This is a genomic window from Streptomyces sp. NPDC049597 (assembly GCF_040675505.1).
Classification (GTDB): domain Bacteria; phylum Actinomycetota; class Actinomycetes; order Streptomycetales; family Streptomycetaceae; genus Streptomyces.
In genome coordinates, this window is the sequence record NZ_JBFAOY010000001.1 from 219,390 (window position 1) to 238,218 (window position 18,829).

An 18,829-nucleotide genomic window follows, 5' to 3' on the forward strand; every position below is an offset into this window, starting at 1 on the left:
TGACGCGAGACAGTGGCAAGGTCGTCACCACTCAGGGCGGTGACGCACGGCGACTGGACCGGGCCCGCCCCATGACCGAGAACATTCCTGAGAGGGGTTTGTCGTGGTGAGCATCAAGGGTGGACGCAAGCGGCTGGTGACGGGTGCGGCCTCGGCGGTCACGGCGGGGCTCGCGTTCGGCGCGTTCGCCCTCAGCGGCACGGCCAACGGCGCCGCCGAGGCCGCCGAGGCCGCCCGGCACGCGAAGCCGACCATCGTCCTGGAGCACGGCGCCTTCGCGGACGGCTCCAGCTGGAACGGCGTCATCGCCGACCTGCACGCCGCCGGCTACCCGGTCGTCGCCGCCGCCAATCCGCTGCGCGGCCCGGCGTCCGACGCCGCGGCCCTGCGCACGGTCCTCGACCACGTCAAGGGACCGAAGGTCCTCGTCGGCCACTCCTACGGCGGCAACGTCATCAGCCAGGCCGCCACCGACGACCCCGAGGTCAAGGCGCTGGTCTACGTCGCCGCCTTCCTGCCCGCCCCCGGCGAGAGCGCCCTGGAGCTCACCGGCAAGTACCCGGGCTCCACCCTCCCCGACGCCCTCGACCCGGTCACCTACCAGCAGGCCGACGGCTCCACCGCCACCGACCTGTTCATCCAGCAGGACAAGTTCCGCGACCAGTTCGCCGCCGACGTCCCCTCGGAGCAGGCCGCCCTGATGGCCGCCGAGCAGCGTCCCGTCGCCCAGGCCGCTCTGGAGGAGAAGGCCACCACCGCGGCCTGGAAGACCAAGCCCACCTGGGACATCGTCACGACCCGCGACCTCAACATCCCCGCCGCCGTCCAGCGCTTCATGGCCAAGCGCGCCCACGCGCACACCGTCGAGATCGCCGCCTCCCACTCGGTCGCCGTCTCCCACCCCCATCTGGTGGCCGACGTGATCGAGGAGGCCGCCCGCGCCACCGTCCGCTGACCCCCTGGAGGAGTGCACATGGACGGCCTTGCTGGCACTGCACCGTGGCACTTAGCGCCGAATTTCCTACCGTTGAGGGGCATTAGGTGCCTCAGGCTCCACATCCGGTCACTAGACTCGGTGCGGTGAGAGCCGACGCAGCGCGCAACCTGGAAGCCGTCCTGACCACCGGGGCACGCATGCTCGCCGCCGACCCCGGCGCGAGCATCGCGAGCATCGCCGCCGAGGCAGGCGTGGACCGGCGCACCGTCTACCGCCGCTTCGCCTCCCGCGAAGAACTCATCGCCGCGATCTACGCATCGCGCCTCACGGCCGTCGAGCGGGCCATCGAGGACGCACGACTGCGCGAAGCACCCGTCGCCGTCGCCCTGCACCGCTACGTCGAGAACATCATCGCCGTCAACCGCGCCTGGCCCGTCGACCTCACGCGCATGCTCGCCGACGACGACTTCCAGTCGCGCCGCGACAGGTCCGTCCGCGAGGTCGACGCCTTCCTCGAACGCGCCACCGACGAAGGCCTCCTGCGGCGCGGCCTTCCCCAGGGATGGGCGAGCGCACTGCTGCCGCAGCTCATGCACCTCGTGTCCCGGCAGCTGCCCGAACTCAGCCCCGCGCAGGGGGCGGACGTGGTCGTGGACACCCTGCTGAACGGCCTCCGAGCGTCGTGACACCGGCGGCCTTCGGGGACAGATGTGTCCGGGCGGTGTTCCCGAGGACCGGCCGCTGAGCGTCTTGTCGGTGTCACGAGAAAAGGCCCCGGCCGCTCCTGCAGCCTCACCTGATTCTGATTCTTCCCAGGTTCTTCCCAGCACCGGCCCGGATCAAGAAATCGGGAGCGTATCCGCAGGTCAGAGAGCTGAGAGGCAGACGAGTCGGGCTGTACGCCGGGTTCTGTCCCCCGGGACCTCGCGGTCGTCGGGGCGACGGCCATCCATCTAGGACCGGCGTTGCCGCCGGCCTCGTGCGGTCTACCCGCGGACTCGGGCGGGCAGCCCTGATACGTCCGCGCAGGGCCACCGAAGTGGCCCCTCTTGACCTTGCTCCGGGTGGGGTTTACCTAGCTGCCCAGGTCACCCTGGGCACTGGTGGTCTCTTACACCACCGTTTCACCCTTACCGAGGACCGAGATCCCCGGCGGTCTGTTTTCTGTGGCACTGTCCCGCGGGTCACCCCGGGTGGCCGTTAGCCACCACCCTGCCCTGTGGAGCCCGGACGTTCCTCGGGGAGATCCACAAGAATCTCCACGCGGCCGCCCGCCCGGCTCGTCTGCCGTGGTGGTCATGCTACCCGGCGTTTCACGGGAAGTCGGCCGTCTCAAGATCGAAGCCGAAGGACTCGCGGAGGGGGGAGCGGCTTGCCGAACGGCGCCAGGTCGCGGCGCATGCACTCGCCGTCCTCCGGGTCGCTGAAGAGCGTCACGGTGGACGTCTCCCGGTCCACGAGCAGGTGGAGCGGGACACCGCCGCGGGCCTAGCAGCGCGTTTGATCTCCCGATCGACGTCCGGTCGGCTGGAGGTCACTTCGAGCAGGACGCCCGCGCCCTCGCCGAGTCTGCGCGACGCCGTCACGCGGGAGCGAACAGCACTTTCGCCCGGACCGGGTCCGCCTGCGTGAGCCGTACCCGCAGCCGCTCCCCCAGGGGCAGGCCGGCCCCGTCGCTCTCCACCCGGGCCACCACCGCCGGGTCCTCCAGTTGGACGGTGCCGACGTCCGGCTCGTTCTCCCTGACGTCGACCACCACCGCGTCGAAGACCTCGCCGACGCGGTCGCGCAGCACGGCCGCCTCCACGATGTCCACGTACCCGCGCTCCGCCGTGCCCGCCCGCCGTGACCCCTCGGCCATCTCCCGGGGCAGCTTCTCCAGCGCCTCCGCCACCCACGTGGGGGGCTCCTGCCCGGCCACCGCCGCCAGGCACAGTTCACCGGCGTAGCGGTCCACGAGGCGGCGCAGCGGAGCGGTGCAGTGCGTGTACTCGTCCGCGACGGCCGCGTGCACGGCGGGCGTGGGCAGCACGCCGCCGGTGAACGCCGTGTACCCCGCGCCCCGCAGCAGCGTCGTGCACTCCTGGAGGAAGGCCGCGTGCCGGCCGTCGTGCGGGTCGAGGGAGCGCACGAGCTGCGCGTACGAGACGTGGTGCGGCCAGTCGATGTGCAGCGCGGTCGCCGAGCGGCGCAGCCGGGCCACCGCACCGTCGGGGGCGGTGGGCAGCGTGCGAAGGATGCCGGTGCCGGACGCGACCATCAGGTCGGCCGCGGCCATGCCGGTCAGCAGGGAGATCTGGGCGTTCCACGCCTCCGCGGGCAGCGGGGCGCGGTATTCGAGGGCGTAGGTGCTGTCCTGCTGGACGACCTCCTGCTCGGGGACGTTGAGGGAGATCCCGCCGCGTTCGACCTCCAGCGCCTCGCGCAGGGCGCCGATCTCCTTGAGCAGGGCGAGCGGCTCCTCGGCCGTGCCGGCGTCGATCCGCTGCTGCGCGCCCGCGTAGTCGAGCCTGGCCCGGCTGCGGACGAGGGCCCGGCGTACATCCGTCGTCACGGCGCGGCCCTCGTCGTCGAGGTCGATGCACCACAGCAGGGCGGGCGCGGTCTGGCCGGGGAGCAGGCTGGCGGCGCCCTCGGAGAGCAGCGGCGGGTGCAGCGGGATCTTCCCGTCGGGGAAGTACAGGGTCTGCACCCGGCGGTGGGCCTCGGCGTCCAGCGCCCCGCCGGGCGTGACGAACGCGGCGACGTCGGCGATCGCGTACCGGACGCGGTAGCCGCCGCCCTCGCGCCGGGTCAGGTGCATCGCCTGGTCGAGGTCGACCGAGCCCGGCGGGTCGATGGTGAGGAACGGGATGCCGGTCTCGTCGGCTGCGGGCAGGCGGGGGGCGCGGGCGGCCTGTTCCGCCTCGGCGAGTGCCGCGGCCGGGAAGTCCTCGCTGACGCCGATCGTCGCACGCAGTTCGCGCAGGGCGGCGCGAAGCGGCGGGGCCTCGGCTGCGCCGGTCAGACGGATGGGGCGGCGGGGCATGGACCGAGCGTATGGCGGAGCGGGGGCCGTGGCATTTCGGCGGCCCGCGCGCTTTGTAGGCTGGCTCGGGGGCCGCACCCCCTCCCCCGTACGCCATGAAGGAGATCTGCCGTGCTCGTGCTGTTGCCGCCGTCGGAGGGGAAGGCCGCTTCGGGCCGCGGGGCGCCCCTGAAGCCCGAGTCGCTGTCCCTGCCGGGGCTCGCCGAGGCACGCGCCGCCGTCCTGGACGAGCTGGTCGAACTGTGCGCCTCGGACGAGACGAAGGCGCGGGAGGTCCTCGGTCTGAGCGAGGGGCTGCGTGGCGAGGTCGCGAAGAACGCCGGGCTGCGGACGGCCGGTACGCGTCCGGCCGGCGAGATCTACACGGGCGTGCTGTACGACGCGCTGGGCCTGGCCACGCTGGACGCGGCCGCCCGTCGGCGGGCCCGGCAGTCGCTGCTGGTGTTCTCCGGCCTGTGGGGCGCGGTGCGTCTCGGCGACCGCATCCCCTCCTACCGCTGCTCGATGGGTGTGAAGCTGCCGGGGCTGGGTGCGCTGGGTGCGTACTGGCGGGGGCCGATGGCGTCGGTGCTGCCGGATGCGGCCGGGGACGGGCTGGTCCTGGACCTGCGGTCGTCGGCGTACGCGGCGGCGTGGAAGCCGAAGGGGGAGGCCGCGGCGCGTACGGCGACGGTGCGGGTGCTGCACGCGCCGACCCGGAAGGTGGTCAGCCACTTCAACAAGGCGACGAAGGGGCGGATCGTGCGGAGCCTGCTGGAGGCGGGTGCGGCGCCGGGGTCGCCGGGCGAACTGGTGGAGGCGCTGCGGGACTTGGGGTACGTGGTGGAGACACCGGCGGCGGGGAAGCTCGACGTGCTGGTGTCGGAGATCCACTGAGACGTTGCACGCTGCGCAACGATCGTTGCGCTAGATGCCTCCGCTGGGCAGGATGGGCGCATGACTTCCGCCCCGTCCGTGCTGGACCTCGCCCCCGTCCTGCCCGTCGTCGTCATCGATGACGCGGCCGACGCCGTGCCGCTCGCGCGCGCCCTCGTCGCGGGCGGGCTGCCCGCGATCGAGGTGACGTTGCGTACGCCCGCCGCGCTCGACGCGATCCGGGCCGTCGCGGCGGAGGTGCCGGACGCGGTCGTGGGCGCGGGCACCGTGGTCTCGCCGGACGGCGTCGCCGCGGCGTTGGCGGCCGGGGCGCGTTTCCTGGTCAGCCCCGGATGGACGGACACGCTGCTGGAGGCCATGCGCGGGTCGGGCGTGCCGTTCCTGCCGGGTGTCTCGACGGCCTCGGAGGTCGTGGCGCTGCTGGAGCGCGGTGTGCACGAGATGAAGTTCTTCCCGGCGGAGGCCGCGGGCGGCGCCGCGTACCTGCGGTCGCTGGCCGGCCCGCTGCCCGGGGCCCGCTTCTGCCCGACGGGCGGCGTCTCGCTCGCGTCGGCACCGGCGTATCTGGCGCTGCCCAACGTGGGCTGCGTCGGCGGGACCTGGATGCTGCCGGCCGACGCGCTGACGGTCCGGGACTGGAGCCGGGTCGAGACGCTGGCGCGCGAGGCGGCGGGGCTGCGCGGGCAGGACGCCGGCCGCGCGCCGTCGGCCTGACGTCACGACCGGTGGCCCTTACCGGCCCTGTTCCCGTATAGCCACGACTTACGGCCGTGCGGCGCTGAGTGACCGTTGTGGTCGTCGTTTCCCCTCGCCGGGCGTCTCGTTGAGCGAGTCCGTCCAGGTCGCCGTCGACGTCGACGGCTCCACGTCCTTGACTGTCCGGTCGTACTGGTGGCCCCAGGACGGCATCGAGGCCGCGACACCCGAGCACGGGGGAGCCGACCGCCGGTCGAGCGCAGCACGCTCCCGCCGGGATGCCGGCGGCACCGCCCCGTCACTGAACCCGGCTGTAGCCGGCGCAGAGCCTTATCGGCCAACCTGTCTTCGGCCCGCTGGGTGCTGCCCTCGCCGCGGGGTTCCCTGGTACGGGGGAGATGATCAACGTAGACATCGCCGCCGTATCAGCGTCTACGAAGGAGTGCGAGCCATGCTGAGGCTGGAGAGCATCATGGGGCACACGATGAAGCTGTTCGCGGCCGCCAGGCCAACGGGCGCGGAGATATCCATCGGCCTGGAACGCGGATCACGGGACTTACCCCGCGAGTTATCGTTCGCGGTGCGGGCGCACCGCCATGTCCGTCTTCACCCTCGGCTCCGCGTGTGCAGGTGCCGAAGGCTCTGGCTCGGCCGTGGCCAGGACCTGCGGGTATCGCATGTCGAGTTCGAGCGCCTGAGGGCCGGCGAGCACACCGTGCGAAGGTGGGACGGGGGCTACCTGGGCTGGACGGGGCTGCATGTGGCAACCCAAGGTGCGGACCTCCCGAGCGGGGCCGGGGCCCTTGTCACCATGCAGTTCACGCCAAATGGCCTTGAGGAGCTCGGTCCGTACCTCGAGCTCCGGTTTGAGGCGGCGATCGGCGGCGTGAGCATCGGTGAGACCGGCCGGCTGTTTCAGGTGGAGGACAGCCGTCTCCTGCCCGTGTGAGCCGGAGCGAGACAGACGCCGTGCGGGCCTCCACGGTGTCTCGCGCGCCGGGGCCCGTCCTGCCCCGCAGGCGGGGCCTCCGCATGCTCGGCAGTTCCGCTTCGGACACCGGCGCCGGACGAGGCGTCTGTCGTGCCGTGGGGTGGAGAGGTGCCGCTGCCGGTCAAGTAGCGTCATGGTCATGTCGACGCCGCAGAACCCGTACGGGCAGCAGCCGAATCCGTACGGCCAACCGCAGTACCAGCCGTACCCGCAGCAGCCGGGGCATCCGCACCCCGGCTACGGCCGGCCACCCCACCCGCAGCCCGGCTACGGCCGGCCGCCCCACCCGGTGGCGGGCGGCTGGGGCGGCCCCCCGCCGTACTGACGCTCACCCTGGCGCTCGGGGCGATCCCGCTGATCCTCCTGCTCGTCTGGTTCGGCAACAGCGGCGACGAGCGCTCGGACGAGGCGGGCGGCGGCAGCGAATTCCCGGCGGCCCAGTACGAACTGACGGCCCCGAAGACGCTCCTCGACGGGAAGTACGAACTCGCCGACGACCAGTCCGCCCAGCGGCAGCAGCAGCTGGAGTCGTCCGCCGTCGACGAGTCCGACATCCGTGACCCGCAGGCCACCGTGGCCCAGTACACCTCGACGTCCGAGGGCGGAGTCCTGGTGCTCTCCGGCATGCACGGCAGCATCAAGGACCCGGCCACAGCCCGCAGGAAGATCCTGGACGGCGCCGCTACGGCGGACGGCGCCACGCTCTCCGTACCGGCGAAGGACTTCGTCCCGGCCGGCTCGGAGGTCACGATCACCTGCCAGGTCGTCACCATGGCACAGGCCGGCGGCGGCAGCAGTCCGCTTCCCATCTGCGCGTGGGCCGACGAGAACACGAACGCGTCGGTGTCGGTGATCACGGCGGCCGGGGCGACGCAGTCCCCCGAGGAGGTCGACCTCGCCGCCGCGGCGGAGGCGACGGCTCAGGTCCGCGAGGAGACCCGCCGGCCGATCGGCTGAGACCACCGGCCGGCGTCCGTCGCCTCTTTCTCCAGGCGGTCAGCGGCGGTCTGCCACGTACGTGGGCCGCCGGTCCCTGAGCACCTGCGTACGGGACCGGCCACCGATGCGGCTGTGCGTCAGCGGGGTTGAACGACCATCGGCATGCGCGTGGGATGCGCCATGGACGCCGTGGACTCCTTCGGCGGTTTCGTGCCGGGCACGGGACGCAGCTTCCAGCGGGGCAGGATCGTGGCCAGCGTGATCGTGGCCTCCATCCACGCGAATTTGTCGCCTATGCACTTGCGGTTGCCTGCCCCGAAGGGCACGACGTGCTCACGCGGCCGCTCGGCGGCCCGCTCGGGCAGCCACCGGTCGGGGTCGAAGCGGTCCGGGTCCGGGTACAGGCCGGGATGGCGGTGCAGCGCGTACAGGCTGAACAGGACCTCGGTCTCGGCGGGGATGTCGAAGCCGCCGATGGTGACCGGCTCGGTCGTCCGGCGCATCAGCGACACCACCCCGTGCAGCCGGATCACCTCGTCGAGGACCCGGGTGACGCTCGGCAGTTGGCGCACGTGCTCGAAGGCGACCGGGCCGTCGCCCACCACCTTGTCGATCTCGATCAGCAACTCCTCCTCCACGTCGGGCCGCTCTGCCAGGTGATGCAGGGCCCAGGAGAGCGTGGAGGCCGTCGTCTCGGTGCCGGCGAACAGCATCGTGGTGAGCTCGTCGCGGACCTCCTCGTCGGTGAGCCCCTCTCCTGCGTCGTCGCGAGCGGACAGCAGCAGCGACAGCAGGTCGGTGCGCTTCTCTGGATCCGAGGCGCGGGTCGTGACGATCACGTCGTCGATGACGGAGCGCATCCGCGCCGCCGCGGTGTCGAACCCTCTCCAGATGGGCCAGTTGTCGGTGAACTGCGGTGCCAGCGCCCTCCTGAGCATGTTCTTCAGGATCACCGGCAGGTCCTCGCGGACCGCCTCCACCGCGGGGCGGCCGATGTCGGCCGCGAACAGCGTGGCCGCAAGGGTCTCGATCGTGTACGTCCCCATCACCTGGTGCACGTCGATCCGCCGGCCCGCGGTCCAGGAGTCGGCGAGGACACGTGCGCGTCCACTCATCACCTCCGCGTAGCCCAGCAGACGCTCCTTGTAGAACATCGGCTGGATCAGGCGCCGGTTGCGGATGTGCTGCGGCCCGTCGCTGTTGGCGAGCCCGTCGCCGACCAGCGGCCGTACCCGCTCGAACAGCCGGCCCTTCCGGAACGACCGCGCATTCTTGACCATCACCTCGTTGACCGCGGTGGCGCTGGTGACCACCACCATCGGCATGCTGCCGATGTCGAGTCGCAGCACCTCGCCCTCGGCATGAAGAGACCTGAGAGCGGCGAGCGGATCCCGCACGAGCCGGGGTATGTGGCCGAGGCCGGGGATCCTGCCCTTGGCAGGGGGGATGGCCGCCAACTGAGACACGGAGCGTCCTTTCGCGATGCCGGCGGTCGCCTCGCGATCCGGCGTGCTGGTCGGAATACGTGGGGTGGTGAAGAGCCGAGACGATCAACTATGCGGAATAGTAATGAGTGGAGCGGGCATGTCCACAGAGCGCAAAGCAGGCGAAAGACACTGCCGTGAAGGCCACTTCCGCCGTGGCGGTGCTTTCGGCGCGCGACGGCCGTGGTCTTCGATCCCCTTGGGCATGCCCCCTGCACGAGCCCGGCACCTGCCTGGCATCGGGCACATGCGCGAAACACCAGCAAGAGGAAACACGGTTTCTCATTCGAATGCCCGCGCAGCAAGGCATGCCCATGTGGGCGTGAACGGGCGATTAAAGTGGCGCGATGACTCGCGTACTGGGGGAACTCGAGGACACCGTGATGACACATCTGTGGGAAGCAGAAACCCCGATGGCTGTCCGGGAGGTGCAGAACGCGCTTCGGGCGCAGGGCCGCGCACTGGCCTATACGACGGTCGCGACGGTCATGGACAACCTCCACGCCAAGGGCTGGGTCGAGCGCAGCCTCTGCGGCCGGGCGTTCCGGTACACCGGGGTCGGCTCCCGCGCCGAGTACGCGGCCGGCCTGATGAAGCAGGCATGGGAGCGCAGCGACGACGCCACAGCCTGCTTCGTCGCCCTGCTCTCGGACCTGACGCAGCAGCAGAGGACTGCGGTGGAGACCGCCCTGCACATCGTGCGCTCCACGAAGCAGGGCACGCCGTCCGCACGGGAGACGGGAGGTGCGGCGCAGTGACACAGGCGGTACAGAGAGCGGCCGAAGCAGCGGAAGCCGTCGCCTCCCGGACACGCGACGCGATCGTGGCTGAGTTCCTTGAGGGCCTGCGCCGGTCCCAGGGCATGACGAAGAAGGCTCTGGCTCACGGCATCGGAATCACCCCACGGTCGTACCGCAACTGGTTGGCGCGGGCCTCCCGCCTGCAGGCCAAAGAAGTCGACCGGCTCGTCGCCGCTCTGAGGATGAGCGTCGCCGAGAACCGCCTCAACCTGTACAGGATGACCGGACAACTTCCGCCGGCCGCAGCCGTCAGCGATCTGCGGCGGACCCCGGAGATGACGCTCTACCAGGACATGATCAACGGTCTGGGGCACCGTCCGTCGTCTACAGCTACTGCTGGGACGACGTGATCGTCAACGCGGCCTACCGCGAGGTCTTCGGCGGCGTGCGCCGTCACGCCACCGCCATCCCCTGCGCAATAGGCAAAAGTTCATCTTCTTCCACCCGGACGCGCCCACGCTCCTGGGCGGCGGCAACGTCAAACGCCTTTCAGGAACACTGGCTCATGTCCGCCCTGGCGCACTTCTCCGCCACCCTGCAGCAGTGCCCCGAGGACCCGTGACTCCAAGCGATCGAGCAGGAGGTCAACCGGCGCCCCGCCATACGACGGGCCTACCGGCGCGTGCCCGATTGGCTCGCGGAGACCGGCGACGTCGCGATCAGCCCATGCGCTCGCCTCTTCCGGGATCCACGGGTGGGAAAGACGGTCGACGCCCACATCATCACCGAGCCCACCAGGGCTATGAGGCCACTGCGCTCCAGCGAGCCACCTTCATCCTCCGCGAGCGCGCACCGAAATCCGAGGCCGCCGCCTTCGAACAGGGAGTCCTGTTCGGACTCGACGCCGCCGGGCATGCCGGGTGAGGCGCCGCAATCAGGCTCGGGTGGTGGCAGTCGCTCAACTGCGTCCGGTCAGACGGCCCTTGCTGACCCCATGGACGCCTGTCGCCTGTGGCACGCCGAGGGATATGCTGCCTCCGGCTCACGATCTTGCTCCCTGCACGAGCAGAGCCCGCGGCCGCTGACCGAGGCCGAGCGCAGACGATCCTGAGCGGCCCCGGCCGCCCGTCGTGACGGGGCCGCTGTCCACTACCGGAGGCTCCGTGACTCCCCAACCGCCCATATCCGGCGAGGGCCTCGTGCCGCCGCCCGGTTGTCCCGCACACGGCATGAGCAGCACCGCTGGGCTCCGGCGACTGCCCGAAGCCGACAACCCGGCCCAGCTGTACGAGGAGCTGCGCGCCCAGTACGGGCCGGTGGCCCCGGTCCTGCTGCACGGAGACATCCCGGCGTGGATCGTCCTCGGTTACCGCGAGAACCTGGACGTGATGCGCACGCCGAGCAAGTTCTCCCGGGACTCGCGACGCTGGAGCGCCTTCCGGGAGAACCGGGTACCGGCGGACTCCCCGCTCATCCCCATGGTCGGCTGGCAGCCCTTGTGCGTCTTCGCCGACGGCGACGAGCATGCGCGCCTGCGCGGCGCCGTCGTCGACGGACTGGCACAGTTCAACCGGCGGGGCATGCGCCGCTACGTCACCCACTACACCCGTGAGCTCGTCAACGGCTTCGCGGCCGCCGGCAGCGCCGACCTGGTCCACGACTACGCCGAGCCCCTGCCCATGCTGGTCGTCAGCCGACTTCTCGGCATGGCGCCCGACGAAGGCCCCGCCCTCGTGGAGCCGACGCTCGACCTCATGCGCGGCAGCGAGACGGCCGCAGCCAGCAACGCGGCCGTGACTCAGGTCCTCCAGGACCTCGTGGCGCTGAAGAAGACGAGGCCGGGCAACGACCTGGCCTCGCACCTCATCTCCCACACGTCGGGCCTCACGGACACCGAGATCGTCGAGCACCTGCGCCTGGTGCTCGTCGCCGCCCACCAGGGCACGGTCAACCTGATCGCCAACACGCTGCGCCTGATCCTCACCGACCGCCGTTTCCGCGGCAGTCTGTCCGGCGGTCAGATGACGCTGCCGGACGCACTCGAGCAGGTCATGTGGGACAGCCCGTCGATCGGCGTCGTACCGGGGCGGTGGGCCACCGGCGACACCGAGCTCGGCGGCCGGCTCATCAAGGAGGGCGATCTGCTCCTCCTGGGCATCTCCGCCGCCAACGTCGACCCCGAGCAGCGGCCCGACCTCAGCCTGCCGATGCACGGCAACCGGTCGCACCTGGCACTCAGCAGCGGCCCCCACGAGTGCCCGGGCGGCGACATCGGCCGCGCCATCGCGGACACCGGCATCGACGAACTCACGGCGCTGCTCCCGGACATGGCCCTCGCGGTGCCTCAGACCGAGATCGGCATCAAGGCGGACTGGCTGACCAGCCGCCCGGCCTCTCTCCCCGTGACCTTCAGCCGGCCGCGCTCCATCGCCGGATCCCCACTGGAGCAGCCTGTCCCGGCAGCGGCCGCCCAGCCGCTGCCGCAGGCCGTCCGGCCGACCGCACCGGAGCCTGCACACGCCCCGGCGGAACCCGGGCCGTGGTGGCGAACGCTGCTGCGACGCTGAGCGCCGACCGCGCTCGCGCGAATAGGCCCGGGGGCAGACGCCCCCGGGCTCACGCTCAGCGGAGGTGGGACGTGTCGTTCAGCAGACGCAGCGACGCGTTGCCGTCCGCGTAGTACGCCAGTGCCGACAGCGACGCCGCCGAGAGTTCCATGCGGAACAGCGACTCCGGCGGAGCCCCCAGCGCCAGGCGGGCCAGGATCTTGATCGGCGTCACGTGCGTGACCAGGAGCACCGTACGGCCCTGGTGGCGCGCCAGCAGCCGGTCCCGCGCCGACGACACCCGGCGGGTCACCGTCGCGAAGCTCTCGCCGCCGCCCGTCGGGGCCACCCTGGGGGACGCCAGCCAGGCGTCCAGGTCGTCGGGGTAGCGCTCGCGGACCTCCGCGAACGTCAGCCCCTCCCAGGCGCCGAAGTCCGTCTCCCGCAGCCCCTCGTCGACGGTCACGTCGAGGCCCAGCCGGGCCGCGACCACCGCGGCGGTCTCGCGGCAGCGGCGCAGCGGCGAGGTGACGACCGCCTGGATCGTGCCGCGCGCCGCCAGGGCCGTGGCGGCCGCCTCCGCCTGGCGGCGGCCCGCCTCCGACAGGACGGGGTCGCTGCCCCCACTGCCGGAGAAGCGCTTCTCGGGCGTCAGCGCCGTCTCGCCGTGGCGCAGCAGCACGAACGTGGACGGCGTGCCGAGGTCCCCCGACGCGCCCCAGCCCGGGGCGGGCAGGGGTGCGGCCGTCGCCTGGGTCACCGTCGCCGCGACCGGCGCGGAGACCACCGGCGCCGCGCCCGCGCCGGCACTCGCCAGCGCCGCCCGCGCCTTCGCCGCACCGGCCGCCGCGTCCCCGACGACCCGCGCCGCCTGCGTGTCCAGCTCGGCCGTGGAGCGCGACGGCTCCCACTGCCGGCCCTTGCGCCCCGCGTCCATCGCCTCGTTGGCGAGCCGGTCCGCGTGCTTGTTCCGCTCGCGCGGGATCCACTCGTAGGTGACCTGTGACGACGGGAACACGGCCGCTGCCTCGGCCGCCAGCGGCCGCATGTCCGGGTGCTTGATCTTCCAGCGGCCGGACATCTGCTCGACGACGAGCTTGGAGTCCATCCGGACGCGGACGACCGCCTCCGGGTCGAGTTCCCGGGCCGCCTTGAGCCCGGCCACCAGGCCCTTGTACTCGGCGACGTTGTTGGTCGCCACACCGATGTACTCGGCCGCCTCCGCCAGCGTCTGGCCGGTGGCCGGGTCGAGGACGACCGCGCCGTAACCGGCCGGCCCCGGGTTCCCCCGGGAGCCGCCGTCGGCCTCGACGACCAGTTCGCGCAGTGCGGGCACTACAGCCCCGACTCGGACGTACGGACGAGGATGCGGCGGCAGTTCTCGCAGCGCAGCACCGTGTCGGGCGCGGCCGCGCGGACCTCGTTGAGCTCGGTGATGTTCAGCTCCAGCTGGCAGCCCTCGCAACGGCGCTGGAACAGCCGCGCCGCGCCGACACCGCCCTGCTGCACGCGCAGCTTCTCGTAGAGCTTCAGCAGGTCGGCGGGGACCGAACCGGCCACGAGCTCGCGCTCCTTGGCCACCGAGGCGGCCTCGTCGTCCAGCTCCGCCTGCGCGGCGTCGCGCCGGGCCGCCGCCGCGTCGACCTTGCCCTGCACGGACGACACACGCTCGGTCAGCTCGGCGACCCGCTCCTGCGCGGACTCGCGGCGCTCCATGACCTCCAGCACCACGTCCTCGAGGTCGCCCTGGCGCTTGGCGAGCGAGACGAGCTCGCGCTGGAGGTTCTCCAGGTCCTTGGGCGAGCTGACCGCGCCGGAGTCGAGGCGCTGCTGGTCGCGGGCGGCGCGCTGGCGCACCTGGTCGACGTCCTGCTCCGCCTTGGTCTGCTCGCGGGCGGTGTCGCTCTCCTCGGTCTGCGCGGCGACGAGCAGGTCGCGCAGCTGCGTGAGGTCCTTGTTCAGCGACTCGATCTCGGCGTGCTCGGGCAGCGACTTGCGCTTGTGGGCCAGCTGCGACAGGCGCATGTCGAGTGCCTGTACGTCGAGGAGTCGGATCTGGTCGGCGGGCGCGGCGTTCAGTTGGGGGCTCCAGGGGAATCGTGGTGGGAGGACCAGGGGTCGGTGACCGTCGTCGAGACGTGGACCCGCAGGTCCCAGCCGTGCCGGTCGGAGATCTCGTCGAGCTGCGCCGCCGCCTGCTCGCACCAGGGCCACTCGGTGGCCCAGTGGGCGGCGTCGACGAGTCCGAGCGGAGAGTGCTGTGTCGCCTCCGACGCGGGGTGGTGGCGCAGGTCCGCGGTGAGGAAGGCGTCCACTCCGGCGGCCCGCACCTGGTCGAAGAGGCTGTCGCCGGAACCGCCGCTCACCGCGACGGTCCGTACGAGGGCGTCCGGGTCCCCCGCGAGACGGATGCCCTGTGCGGTGGCGGGCAGCCGCTTCGCGGCGCGCGCGGCGAAGTCGCGCAGCGTCTCGGGATGGTCGAGTTCGCAGACGCGCCCGAGGCCGCGGCGCCCGTTCGCGTCGGAGGCGTCGGGCACCAGGGGCCGTACGACCCGCAGGCCGAGCGCGCCCGCGAGGGCGTCGGAGACGCCGGGGTCGGCGGTGTCGGCGTTGGTGTGGGCGACGTGCAGCGCGATGTCGTTCTTGATCAACGTGTGCACGACACGGCCCTTGAAGTGGCCGGCGGCGACGGTCGTCGTACCGCGCAGGTAGAGCGGGTGGTGGGTGACCAGCAGGTCGGCGCCCAGCCGCACCGCCTCGTCGACGACGTTTTGGACGGGGTCGACGGCGAACAGCACGCGCGTGACCGTGGCGTCGGGCTCACCGCACACCGTGCCGACCGCGTCCCACTGTTCGGCCCGCTCGGGCGGCCAGAGGGCGTCGAGGGCGGTGATGACTTCAGACAGACGGGGCACGGGGGAAAGGCTACCTGCCCGGACCCCGGCACCGGTCTGGGCCCGCGACGCCGCCGCTCCCGACGGACGACCACGGCGCTCCACCACCGGGGGGCGCCGCGGCCGTCCGGTCGACAGGGCTCCACCACCGGGGGGGCGCCGCGGCCGTCCGGTCGGCAGGGCTCCACCACCGGGGGCGCCGCGGCCGTCCGGTCGGCAGGGCTCCACCACCGGGGGGGCGCCGCGGCCGTCCGGTCTGCGGGGCTACTTGACGAGGTAGCCGCGCAGGTCGTCCAGGACCTCGTTCGCCGCCGTGACGCCGAGCCCGAGGTACCAGGTCTCGTCCGCGACGTCCTTGGCCTGCCCGGCCTTGACCGCCTTGAGGTTCTTCCAGAGCGGGTTGGAGCGGGCGGTGTCGCGCTGGGTCTTGGCCGGGTCGCCGTAGACGCCGGTGAAGATCCAGTCCGCGTCGGCCTGGTCCATCTTCTCCGGGCTGATCTCGACCGCGAGGTCGTTGATCTGCTGGTTGGCGGGGCGCGGGACCCCCGCGTCGCGCAGGATCGTGCCGATGAAGGACGCCTGCGCGTACAGGCGGATCTTGCCCGGCATGTAGCGCAGCATGGTGACGGTCGGCTTCTTCTCGCCGATGTCCGTGCCGAGCTGCTTCGCCTTCTTCTCGTACGCGCCGAGCTGCTCCTTCGCCTCGGCCGTCCTGTCGAGCGCGGCGGCGTTGAGGAGGTAGTTCTCCTTCCACGTGAAGCCGGGGCGGATGGAGAAGACCGTCGGGGCGATCTTGGACAGCTCGTCGTACTTGTCCGCGGCGCGCAGCTGGCTGCCGAGGATCAGGTCCGGCTTCAGCGCGGCGATGGCCTCCAGGTTGAGGCTGTTGATCGTGCCGACGCTCTTCGGGGTGCCCGCCTGCTTCTTCAGGTAGCCGGGGATGCCGTCGTCGCCCTCGGTGGGCGCGTAGCCCACCGGCTGGACGCCGAGGGAGGCGACGTTGTCGAGCTCGCCGACGTCGAGGACCACGACCCGCTTCGGAGCGGCCTTCAGTTCGGTCGTGCCGAGGGCGTGGGTGATGGTGCGCGGGAACTGGCCGGGCCGGGCGTCCGTGCCCATGGCCGCCGTCTTCTTCGCGGCGTCGGAGAAGTCGTCGCCGCCCTGCGCGGCGGACTTCTTGCCGCCTGCGTCACCCTGGCTTCCGCTGTCCTTGGCCTGCCCGGTGTCGCCCGAGCCCCCATCGGTGCCGCAGGCGGCCAGGGACAGTGCGGCGGTGAGAGCGATGGCTGCGGCGGCGCCGCGGCGGCGTAGGGACATGACGGCTACTCCTGGGGACGAACTTAGGGGTGGCTTACCTTAGGCGCTCCCCCGCCGCCGAGCACAACCACCCCCTACGTCTCAGGCAAATCCGGTCATGGCCACCCTTATGTGTGAAGTGCCATGTCTCGCAGTGTTCGGCAGGAAGTGCGATACCTAGCGTCGACGGACGGAGGTGACGTATCGATGACTGCCTGTGCCATCGAGACCGCCGCGGAGCGAGAGGCGGTGACGCGTACGGGGTTCACGATCACCGCGGACGGTACGTACGCGGCCCGGCTCGCCGGATCCGGCGACGCCCTGTTCCCGGAGCGCTGGACGCTCGACGGCCCCGAGCCGTACGCCGTCCCGCTGCCGCTGGACCAGCCCGAGGAGCGCGATGCGGAGGTGCTGCCGCTGGCCGACGGACGGGTCCTGATCAACCGCCGTGCGGGCGAGCGGCACACCCTCTCGCTGCTGTACCCGACCGGCCCCGGGACCGGCGAGATCGCCCTCGGCGCCGTCGAGGCCGCGGAGCTCACCCTGCTTCCCCCCGCCCCGGACGGCGCGTCCGCCTATGCCCTGGCGCCCGGGGAGACGTCGACGGCCGTGTGGCTCGTGGCGGGCGGGGCGTTCGGCCCCGAGCGCGTCGCGGACGTACCCGGCCGCTGCTCGGGCGGCGCGTGGCTCGACCGTACGGGCCGGTTGCTCGCCCTGGACCGGCGACAGCCGGGCGGACCCGTGAAGACGGTGGCGGTGGATCTCGCGCGCGGCGGGGCGGTGACGCCGCTGCTGCAGATCACCGACGAGAGCGACGACCGGCTGCTGCTCGCGGACGCCGACAGCGGCCTGCTGCTGATCCGCTCGAACGCGCCGGGCGATGGCCGCGACCGGCTCGGCTGGGGCGTGCTCGGCAGCCTGTGGCCGGTGCGGTTCCCCGAGAGCCTGCGGCTGCCGGACGCGCTGGTGACGCCGTTCGCCGTGCAGCCGGGGCAGGTGCTGACGCCGGAGAGCTGCGCGGTGGCGCTGCGGATCGACGGGGCGGCGGGCAGCTGGGTGGGCGTATGGCGCCCGGCGGGCCGCCGCCTCCACCAACTGGCCCCGCCCACCGGGTGGTTGGCGGGCAGCGGGACGTTCAGCAGGGACGGGGTGCTCCGACTGCCCTACGAGACCGGCGAGGTGCCGTGCGGCGTGCTGCGGATGGAGGCGCCGCGGGACGGTGGCGGCGGGGGTGCAGAAACCTTCGGCCTGCGGCCGGATGCGAAAGGTGTGCGGAGCCCCGGCGAGGGCCCCGGCACGGAACCGGCACAACAGGAACACGCAGGTGGGGAACCGTGCGAGGCGTCAGGGAGTCCTGCGGTGTGCAAGCCGGTTCCCTTGCAGCAGGCACCCCTCACCGGCCGTGCGGCGCGTGGTTAGACTCTGCGGCCGGGGCTACGCAGCCGCACCGCCCGTGCGCCGACGGTGACGGGTTACGGAGCATGCTGTCGGAGCCTGTGACAGTTCATCAGCGATCACGACGGGGTGAAGTTCTCACATGTCTGAAGTCCGAACCGACACGGCCCACGAGCGTCCGCAGCCCGCGGACGCGGTCGGGGCTGACGCCGGCGGCGCGGGGAGGCACCGTGGCGGGGCGGCCCCGGCGGAGGACGGCGCGGCGCCGGCGCACGGCCGCCACCGGCGGCCGGGGCCGGGGGAGGGCGGGGGCGCCTGATTGTGGGGACGCTTTCCCCACCCCACCCCTTCCCGTAACCGGGGCTCCGCCCCGGACCCCTGCACCGCCCTCCGGGCGGTGCCCTCTCGCTCCCCCTACGGCCTGGCGGCCGTGGGGGACTTGCCAGACGGGCCGGCCTGCCGCTGAGCGGCAGGCCGGCCCGTCGGCCGTCCCGGGCGGACTCGCCCGGCCGCGCTGGTGCTTGAGGTACGGGGGGAATCAAGCGTCGGCGATCGAGCCATGCGGCCGATCAAGCCCCGCAGGCGAACGAGGCGCAGGGGCCAATCAGGCCCCACGCGCGAACGAGGTGCGGGGGCCAACCAGGCACCGCCGACGAACGAGGCACAGGGCCCAACCAAGCCCCGCCGGCGATTGAGGCGCGGGGCTCGGGGCAGAGCCCCGACAAGACCGCCGCACACACCAGCCCCACCCATACGATCGAGGCGCGAGAGCCAACCAAGCCCACCGGCGAACCAGGCACAGGGGCCAGCCAAGCCCCGCCGACGAACGACGCACAAGGGTCAACCAAGCCCCCACCGGCGAACCAGGCACAGGGGCCAACCAAGCCCCGCCGACGAACGACGCACGAGAGCCAACCAAGCCCCCACCGGCGAACCAGGCACAGGGGCCAACCAAGCCCCGCCGACGAACGACGCACGAGAGCCAACCAAGCCCCCACCGGCGAACC

General features: G+C 72.3%; 17 protein-coding genes and 1 other RNA gene. 11 read left to right on the forward strand and 7 right to left on the reverse strand.

Annotated features, from left to right (window positions below; genetic code table 11):
* The first annotated feature begins 103 nt into the window (after nucleotides 1–103).
* Nucleotides 104–955, forward strand: a complete 852-nt coding sequence (locus tag AB0K02_RS01010; protein WP_365990210.1) for an alpha/beta hydrolase — start codon at nucleotides 104–106, stop codon at nucleotides 953–955.
* Between the two features lie 179 nt (nucleotides 956–1,134).
* Nucleotides 1,135–1,623, forward strand: coding sequence for a TetR/AcrR family transcriptional regulator (locus tag AB0K02_RS01015; protein ID WP_365990716.1), 489 nt, complete (start codon nucleotides 1,135–1,137; stop codon nucleotides 1,621–1,623).
* A gap of 196 nt (nucleotides 1,624–1,819) precedes the next feature.
* Here AB0K02_RS01015 and rnpB read toward each other — a convergent pair.
* Nucleotides 1,820–2,220: RNase P RNA component class A (gene rnpB / locus AB0K02_RS01020), an RNA gene on the reverse strand.
* A 299-nt stretch (nucleotides 2,221–2,519) separates the two neighbouring features.
* Nucleotides 2,520–3,965: an RNB domain-containing ribonuclease gene (locus tag AB0K02_RS01025; RefSeq protein ID WP_365990211.1), complete on the reverse strand. Its 1,446-nt coding sequence runs from the start codon at nucleotides 3,963–3,965 to the stop codon at nucleotides 2,520–2,522.
* Nucleotides 3,966–4,076: 111 nt separating this feature from the next.
* Here AB0K02_RS01025 and yaaA point away from each other — a divergent pair, with 111 nt between their 5' ends.
* From yaaA to AB0K02_RS01050, 5 genes are all read left to right on the forward strand, one after another.
* Nucleotides 4,077–4,841, forward strand: coding sequence for a peroxide stress protein YaaA (yaaA, locus tag AB0K02_RS01030; protein WP_365990212.1), 765 nt, complete (start codon nucleotides 4,077–4,079; stop codon nucleotides 4,839–4,841).
* A 60-nt stretch (nucleotides 4,842–4,901) separates the two neighbouring features.
* A complete protein-coding gene (gene eda, locus AB0K02_RS01035; RefSeq protein ID WP_365990213.1) occupies nucleotides 4,902–5,555 on the forward strand; it encodes a bifunctional 4-hydroxy-2-oxoglutarate aldolase/2-dehydro-3-deoxy-phosphogluconate aldolase in 654 nt (217 codons plus the stop codon).
* Between the two features lie 433 nt (nucleotides 5,556–5,988).
* The gene (locus AB0K02_RS01040) at nucleotides 5,989–6,486 is read left to right on the forward strand and encodes a hypothetical protein (RefSeq protein ID WP_365990214.1); all 498 of its coding nucleotides are present in this window, start codon (nucleotides 5,989–5,991) and stop codon (nucleotides 6,484–6,486) included.
* 181 nt (nucleotides 6,487–6,667) lie between these two features.
* Complete coding sequence (locus tag AB0K02_RS01045) at nucleotides 6,668–6,853, forward strand: hypothetical protein (protein ID WP_365990215.1); 186 nt, start codon at nucleotides 6,668–6,670, stop codon at nucleotides 6,851–6,853.
* Between the two features lie 248 nt (nucleotides 6,854–7,101).
* On the forward strand, nucleotides 7,102–7,485 hold the full coding sequence (locus tag AB0K02_RS01050; protein WP_365990216.1) for a hypothetical protein: 384 nt from the start codon (nucleotides 7,102–7,104) through the stop codon (nucleotides 7,483–7,485).
* Nucleotides 7,486–7,604: 119 nt separating this feature from the next.
* Here the strand turns inward: AB0K02_RS01050 and AB0K02_RS01055 are convergent, their stop codons facing one another.
* On the reverse strand, nucleotides 7,605–8,933 hold the full coding sequence (locus AB0K02_RS01055) for a cytochrome P450 (RefSeq protein ID WP_365990217.1): 1,329 nt from the start codon (nucleotides 8,931–8,933) through the stop codon (nucleotides 7,605–7,607).
* A gap of 365 nt (nucleotides 8,934–9,298) precedes the next feature.
* On the opposite strand from AB0K02_RS01055, the gene AB0K02_RS01060 reads away from it, so the two are divergent.
* The 3 genes from AB0K02_RS01060 (at nucleotide 9,299) to AB0K02_RS01070 (ending at nucleotide 12,258) form a co-directional block, all read left to right on the forward strand.
* Complete coding sequence (locus tag AB0K02_RS01060; RefSeq protein WP_365990218.1) at nucleotides 9,299–9,709, forward strand: BlaI/MecI/CopY family transcriptional regulator; 411 nt, start codon at nucleotides 9,299–9,301, stop codon at nucleotides 9,707–9,709.
* A 65-nt stretch (nucleotides 9,710–9,774) separates the two neighbouring features.
* A complete protein-coding gene (locus tag AB0K02_RS01065) occupies nucleotides 9,775–10,101 on the forward strand; it encodes a helix-turn-helix transcriptional regulator (protein ID WP_365990219.1) in 327 nt (108 codons plus the stop codon).
* 819 nt (nucleotides 10,102–10,920) lie between these two features.
* On the forward strand, nucleotides 10,921–12,258 hold the full coding sequence (locus AB0K02_RS01070; protein ID WP_365990220.1) for a cytochrome P450: 1,338 nt from the start codon (nucleotides 10,921–10,923) through the stop codon (nucleotides 12,256–12,258).
* A gap of 55 nt (nucleotides 12,259–12,313) precedes the next feature.
* Here AB0K02_RS01070 and AB0K02_RS01075 read toward each other — a convergent pair whose 3' ends face one another.
* The 4 genes from AB0K02_RS01075 to AB0K02_RS01090 form a co-directional block, all read right to left on the reverse strand.
* Complete coding sequence (locus AB0K02_RS01075) at nucleotides 12,314–13,564, reverse strand: bifunctional RNase H/acid phosphatase (RefSeq protein ID WP_365990717.1); 1,251 nt, start codon at nucleotides 13,562–13,564, stop codon at nucleotides 12,314–12,316.
* 8 nt (nucleotides 13,565–13,572) lie between these two features.
* Nucleotides 13,573–14,316, reverse strand: coding sequence for a C4-type zinc ribbon domain-containing protein (locus tag AB0K02_RS01080; RefSeq protein ID WP_365990718.1), 744 nt, complete (start codon nucleotides 14,314–14,316; stop codon nucleotides 13,573–13,575).
* Nucleotides 14,313–15,152 carry a Nif3-like dinuclear metal center hexameric protein gene (locus tag AB0K02_RS01085; protein ID WP_365990221.1) on the reverse strand — a complete coding sequence of 280 codons (840 nt, stop codon included), beginning with the start codon at nucleotides 15,150–15,152 and terminating at the stop codon, nucleotides 14,313–14,315. Before AB0K02_RS01085 ends, AB0K02_RS01080 begins: the two co-directional genes overlap by 4 nt.
* A gap of 243 nt (nucleotides 15,153–15,395) precedes the next feature.
* Entirely contained in the window at nucleotides 15,396–16,448 is a 1,053-nt protein-coding gene (locus tag AB0K02_RS01090; protein ID WP_365990222.1) for an iron-siderophore ABC transporter substrate-binding protein, read from the reverse strand.
* A 186-nt stretch (nucleotides 16,449–16,634) separates the two neighbouring features.
* On the opposite strand from AB0K02_RS01090, the gene AB0K02_RS01095 reads away from it, so the two are divergent.
* On the forward strand, nucleotides 16,635–17,846 hold the full coding sequence (locus AB0K02_RS01095) for a hypothetical protein (RefSeq protein WP_365990224.1): 1,212 nt from the start codon (nucleotides 16,635–16,637) through the stop codon (nucleotides 17,844–17,846).
* Nucleotides 17,847–18,829: the final 983 nt, after the last annotated feature.

Bases quoted from the DNA above. Each gene is read 5' to 3' on its own strand.
- AB0K02_RS01090 (WP_365990222.1), bottom strand. From the start codon at position 16,448: ATGTCCCTACGCCGCCGCGGCGCCGCCGCAGCCATCGCTCTCACCGCC.
- AB0K02_RS01095 (WP_365990224.1), top strand. From the start codon at position 16,635: ATGACTGCCTGTGCCATCGAGACCGCCGCGGAGCGAGAGGCGGTGACG.
- AB0K02_RS01015 (WP_365990716.1), top strand. From the start codon at position 1,135: ATGCTCGCCGCCGACCCCGGCGCGAGCATCGCGAGCATCGCCGCCGAG.
- AB0K02_RS01040 (WP_365990214.1), top strand. From the start codon at position 5,989: ATGCTGAGGCTGGAGAGCATCATGGGGCACACGATGAAGCTGTTCGCG.
- AB0K02_RS01070 (WP_365990220.1), top strand. From the start codon at position 10,921: ATGAGCAGCACCGCTGGGCTCCGGCGACTGCCCGAAGCCGACAACCCG.
- AB0K02_RS01060 (WP_365990218.1), top strand. From the start codon at position 9,299: ATGACTCGCGTACTGGGGGAACTCGAGGACACCGTGATGACACATCTG.
- eda (WP_365990213.1), top strand. From the start codon at position 4,902: ATGACTTCCGCCCCGTCCGTGCTGGACCTCGCCCCCGTCCTGCCCGTC.
- AB0K02_RS01025 (WP_365990211.1), bottom strand. From the start codon at position 3,965: ATGCCCCGCCGCCCCATCCGTCTGACCGGCGCAGCCGAGGCCCCGCCG.
- AB0K02_RS01045 (WP_365990215.1), top strand. From the start codon at position 6,668: ATGTCGACGCCGCAGAACCCGTACGGGCAGCAGCCGAATCCGTACGGC.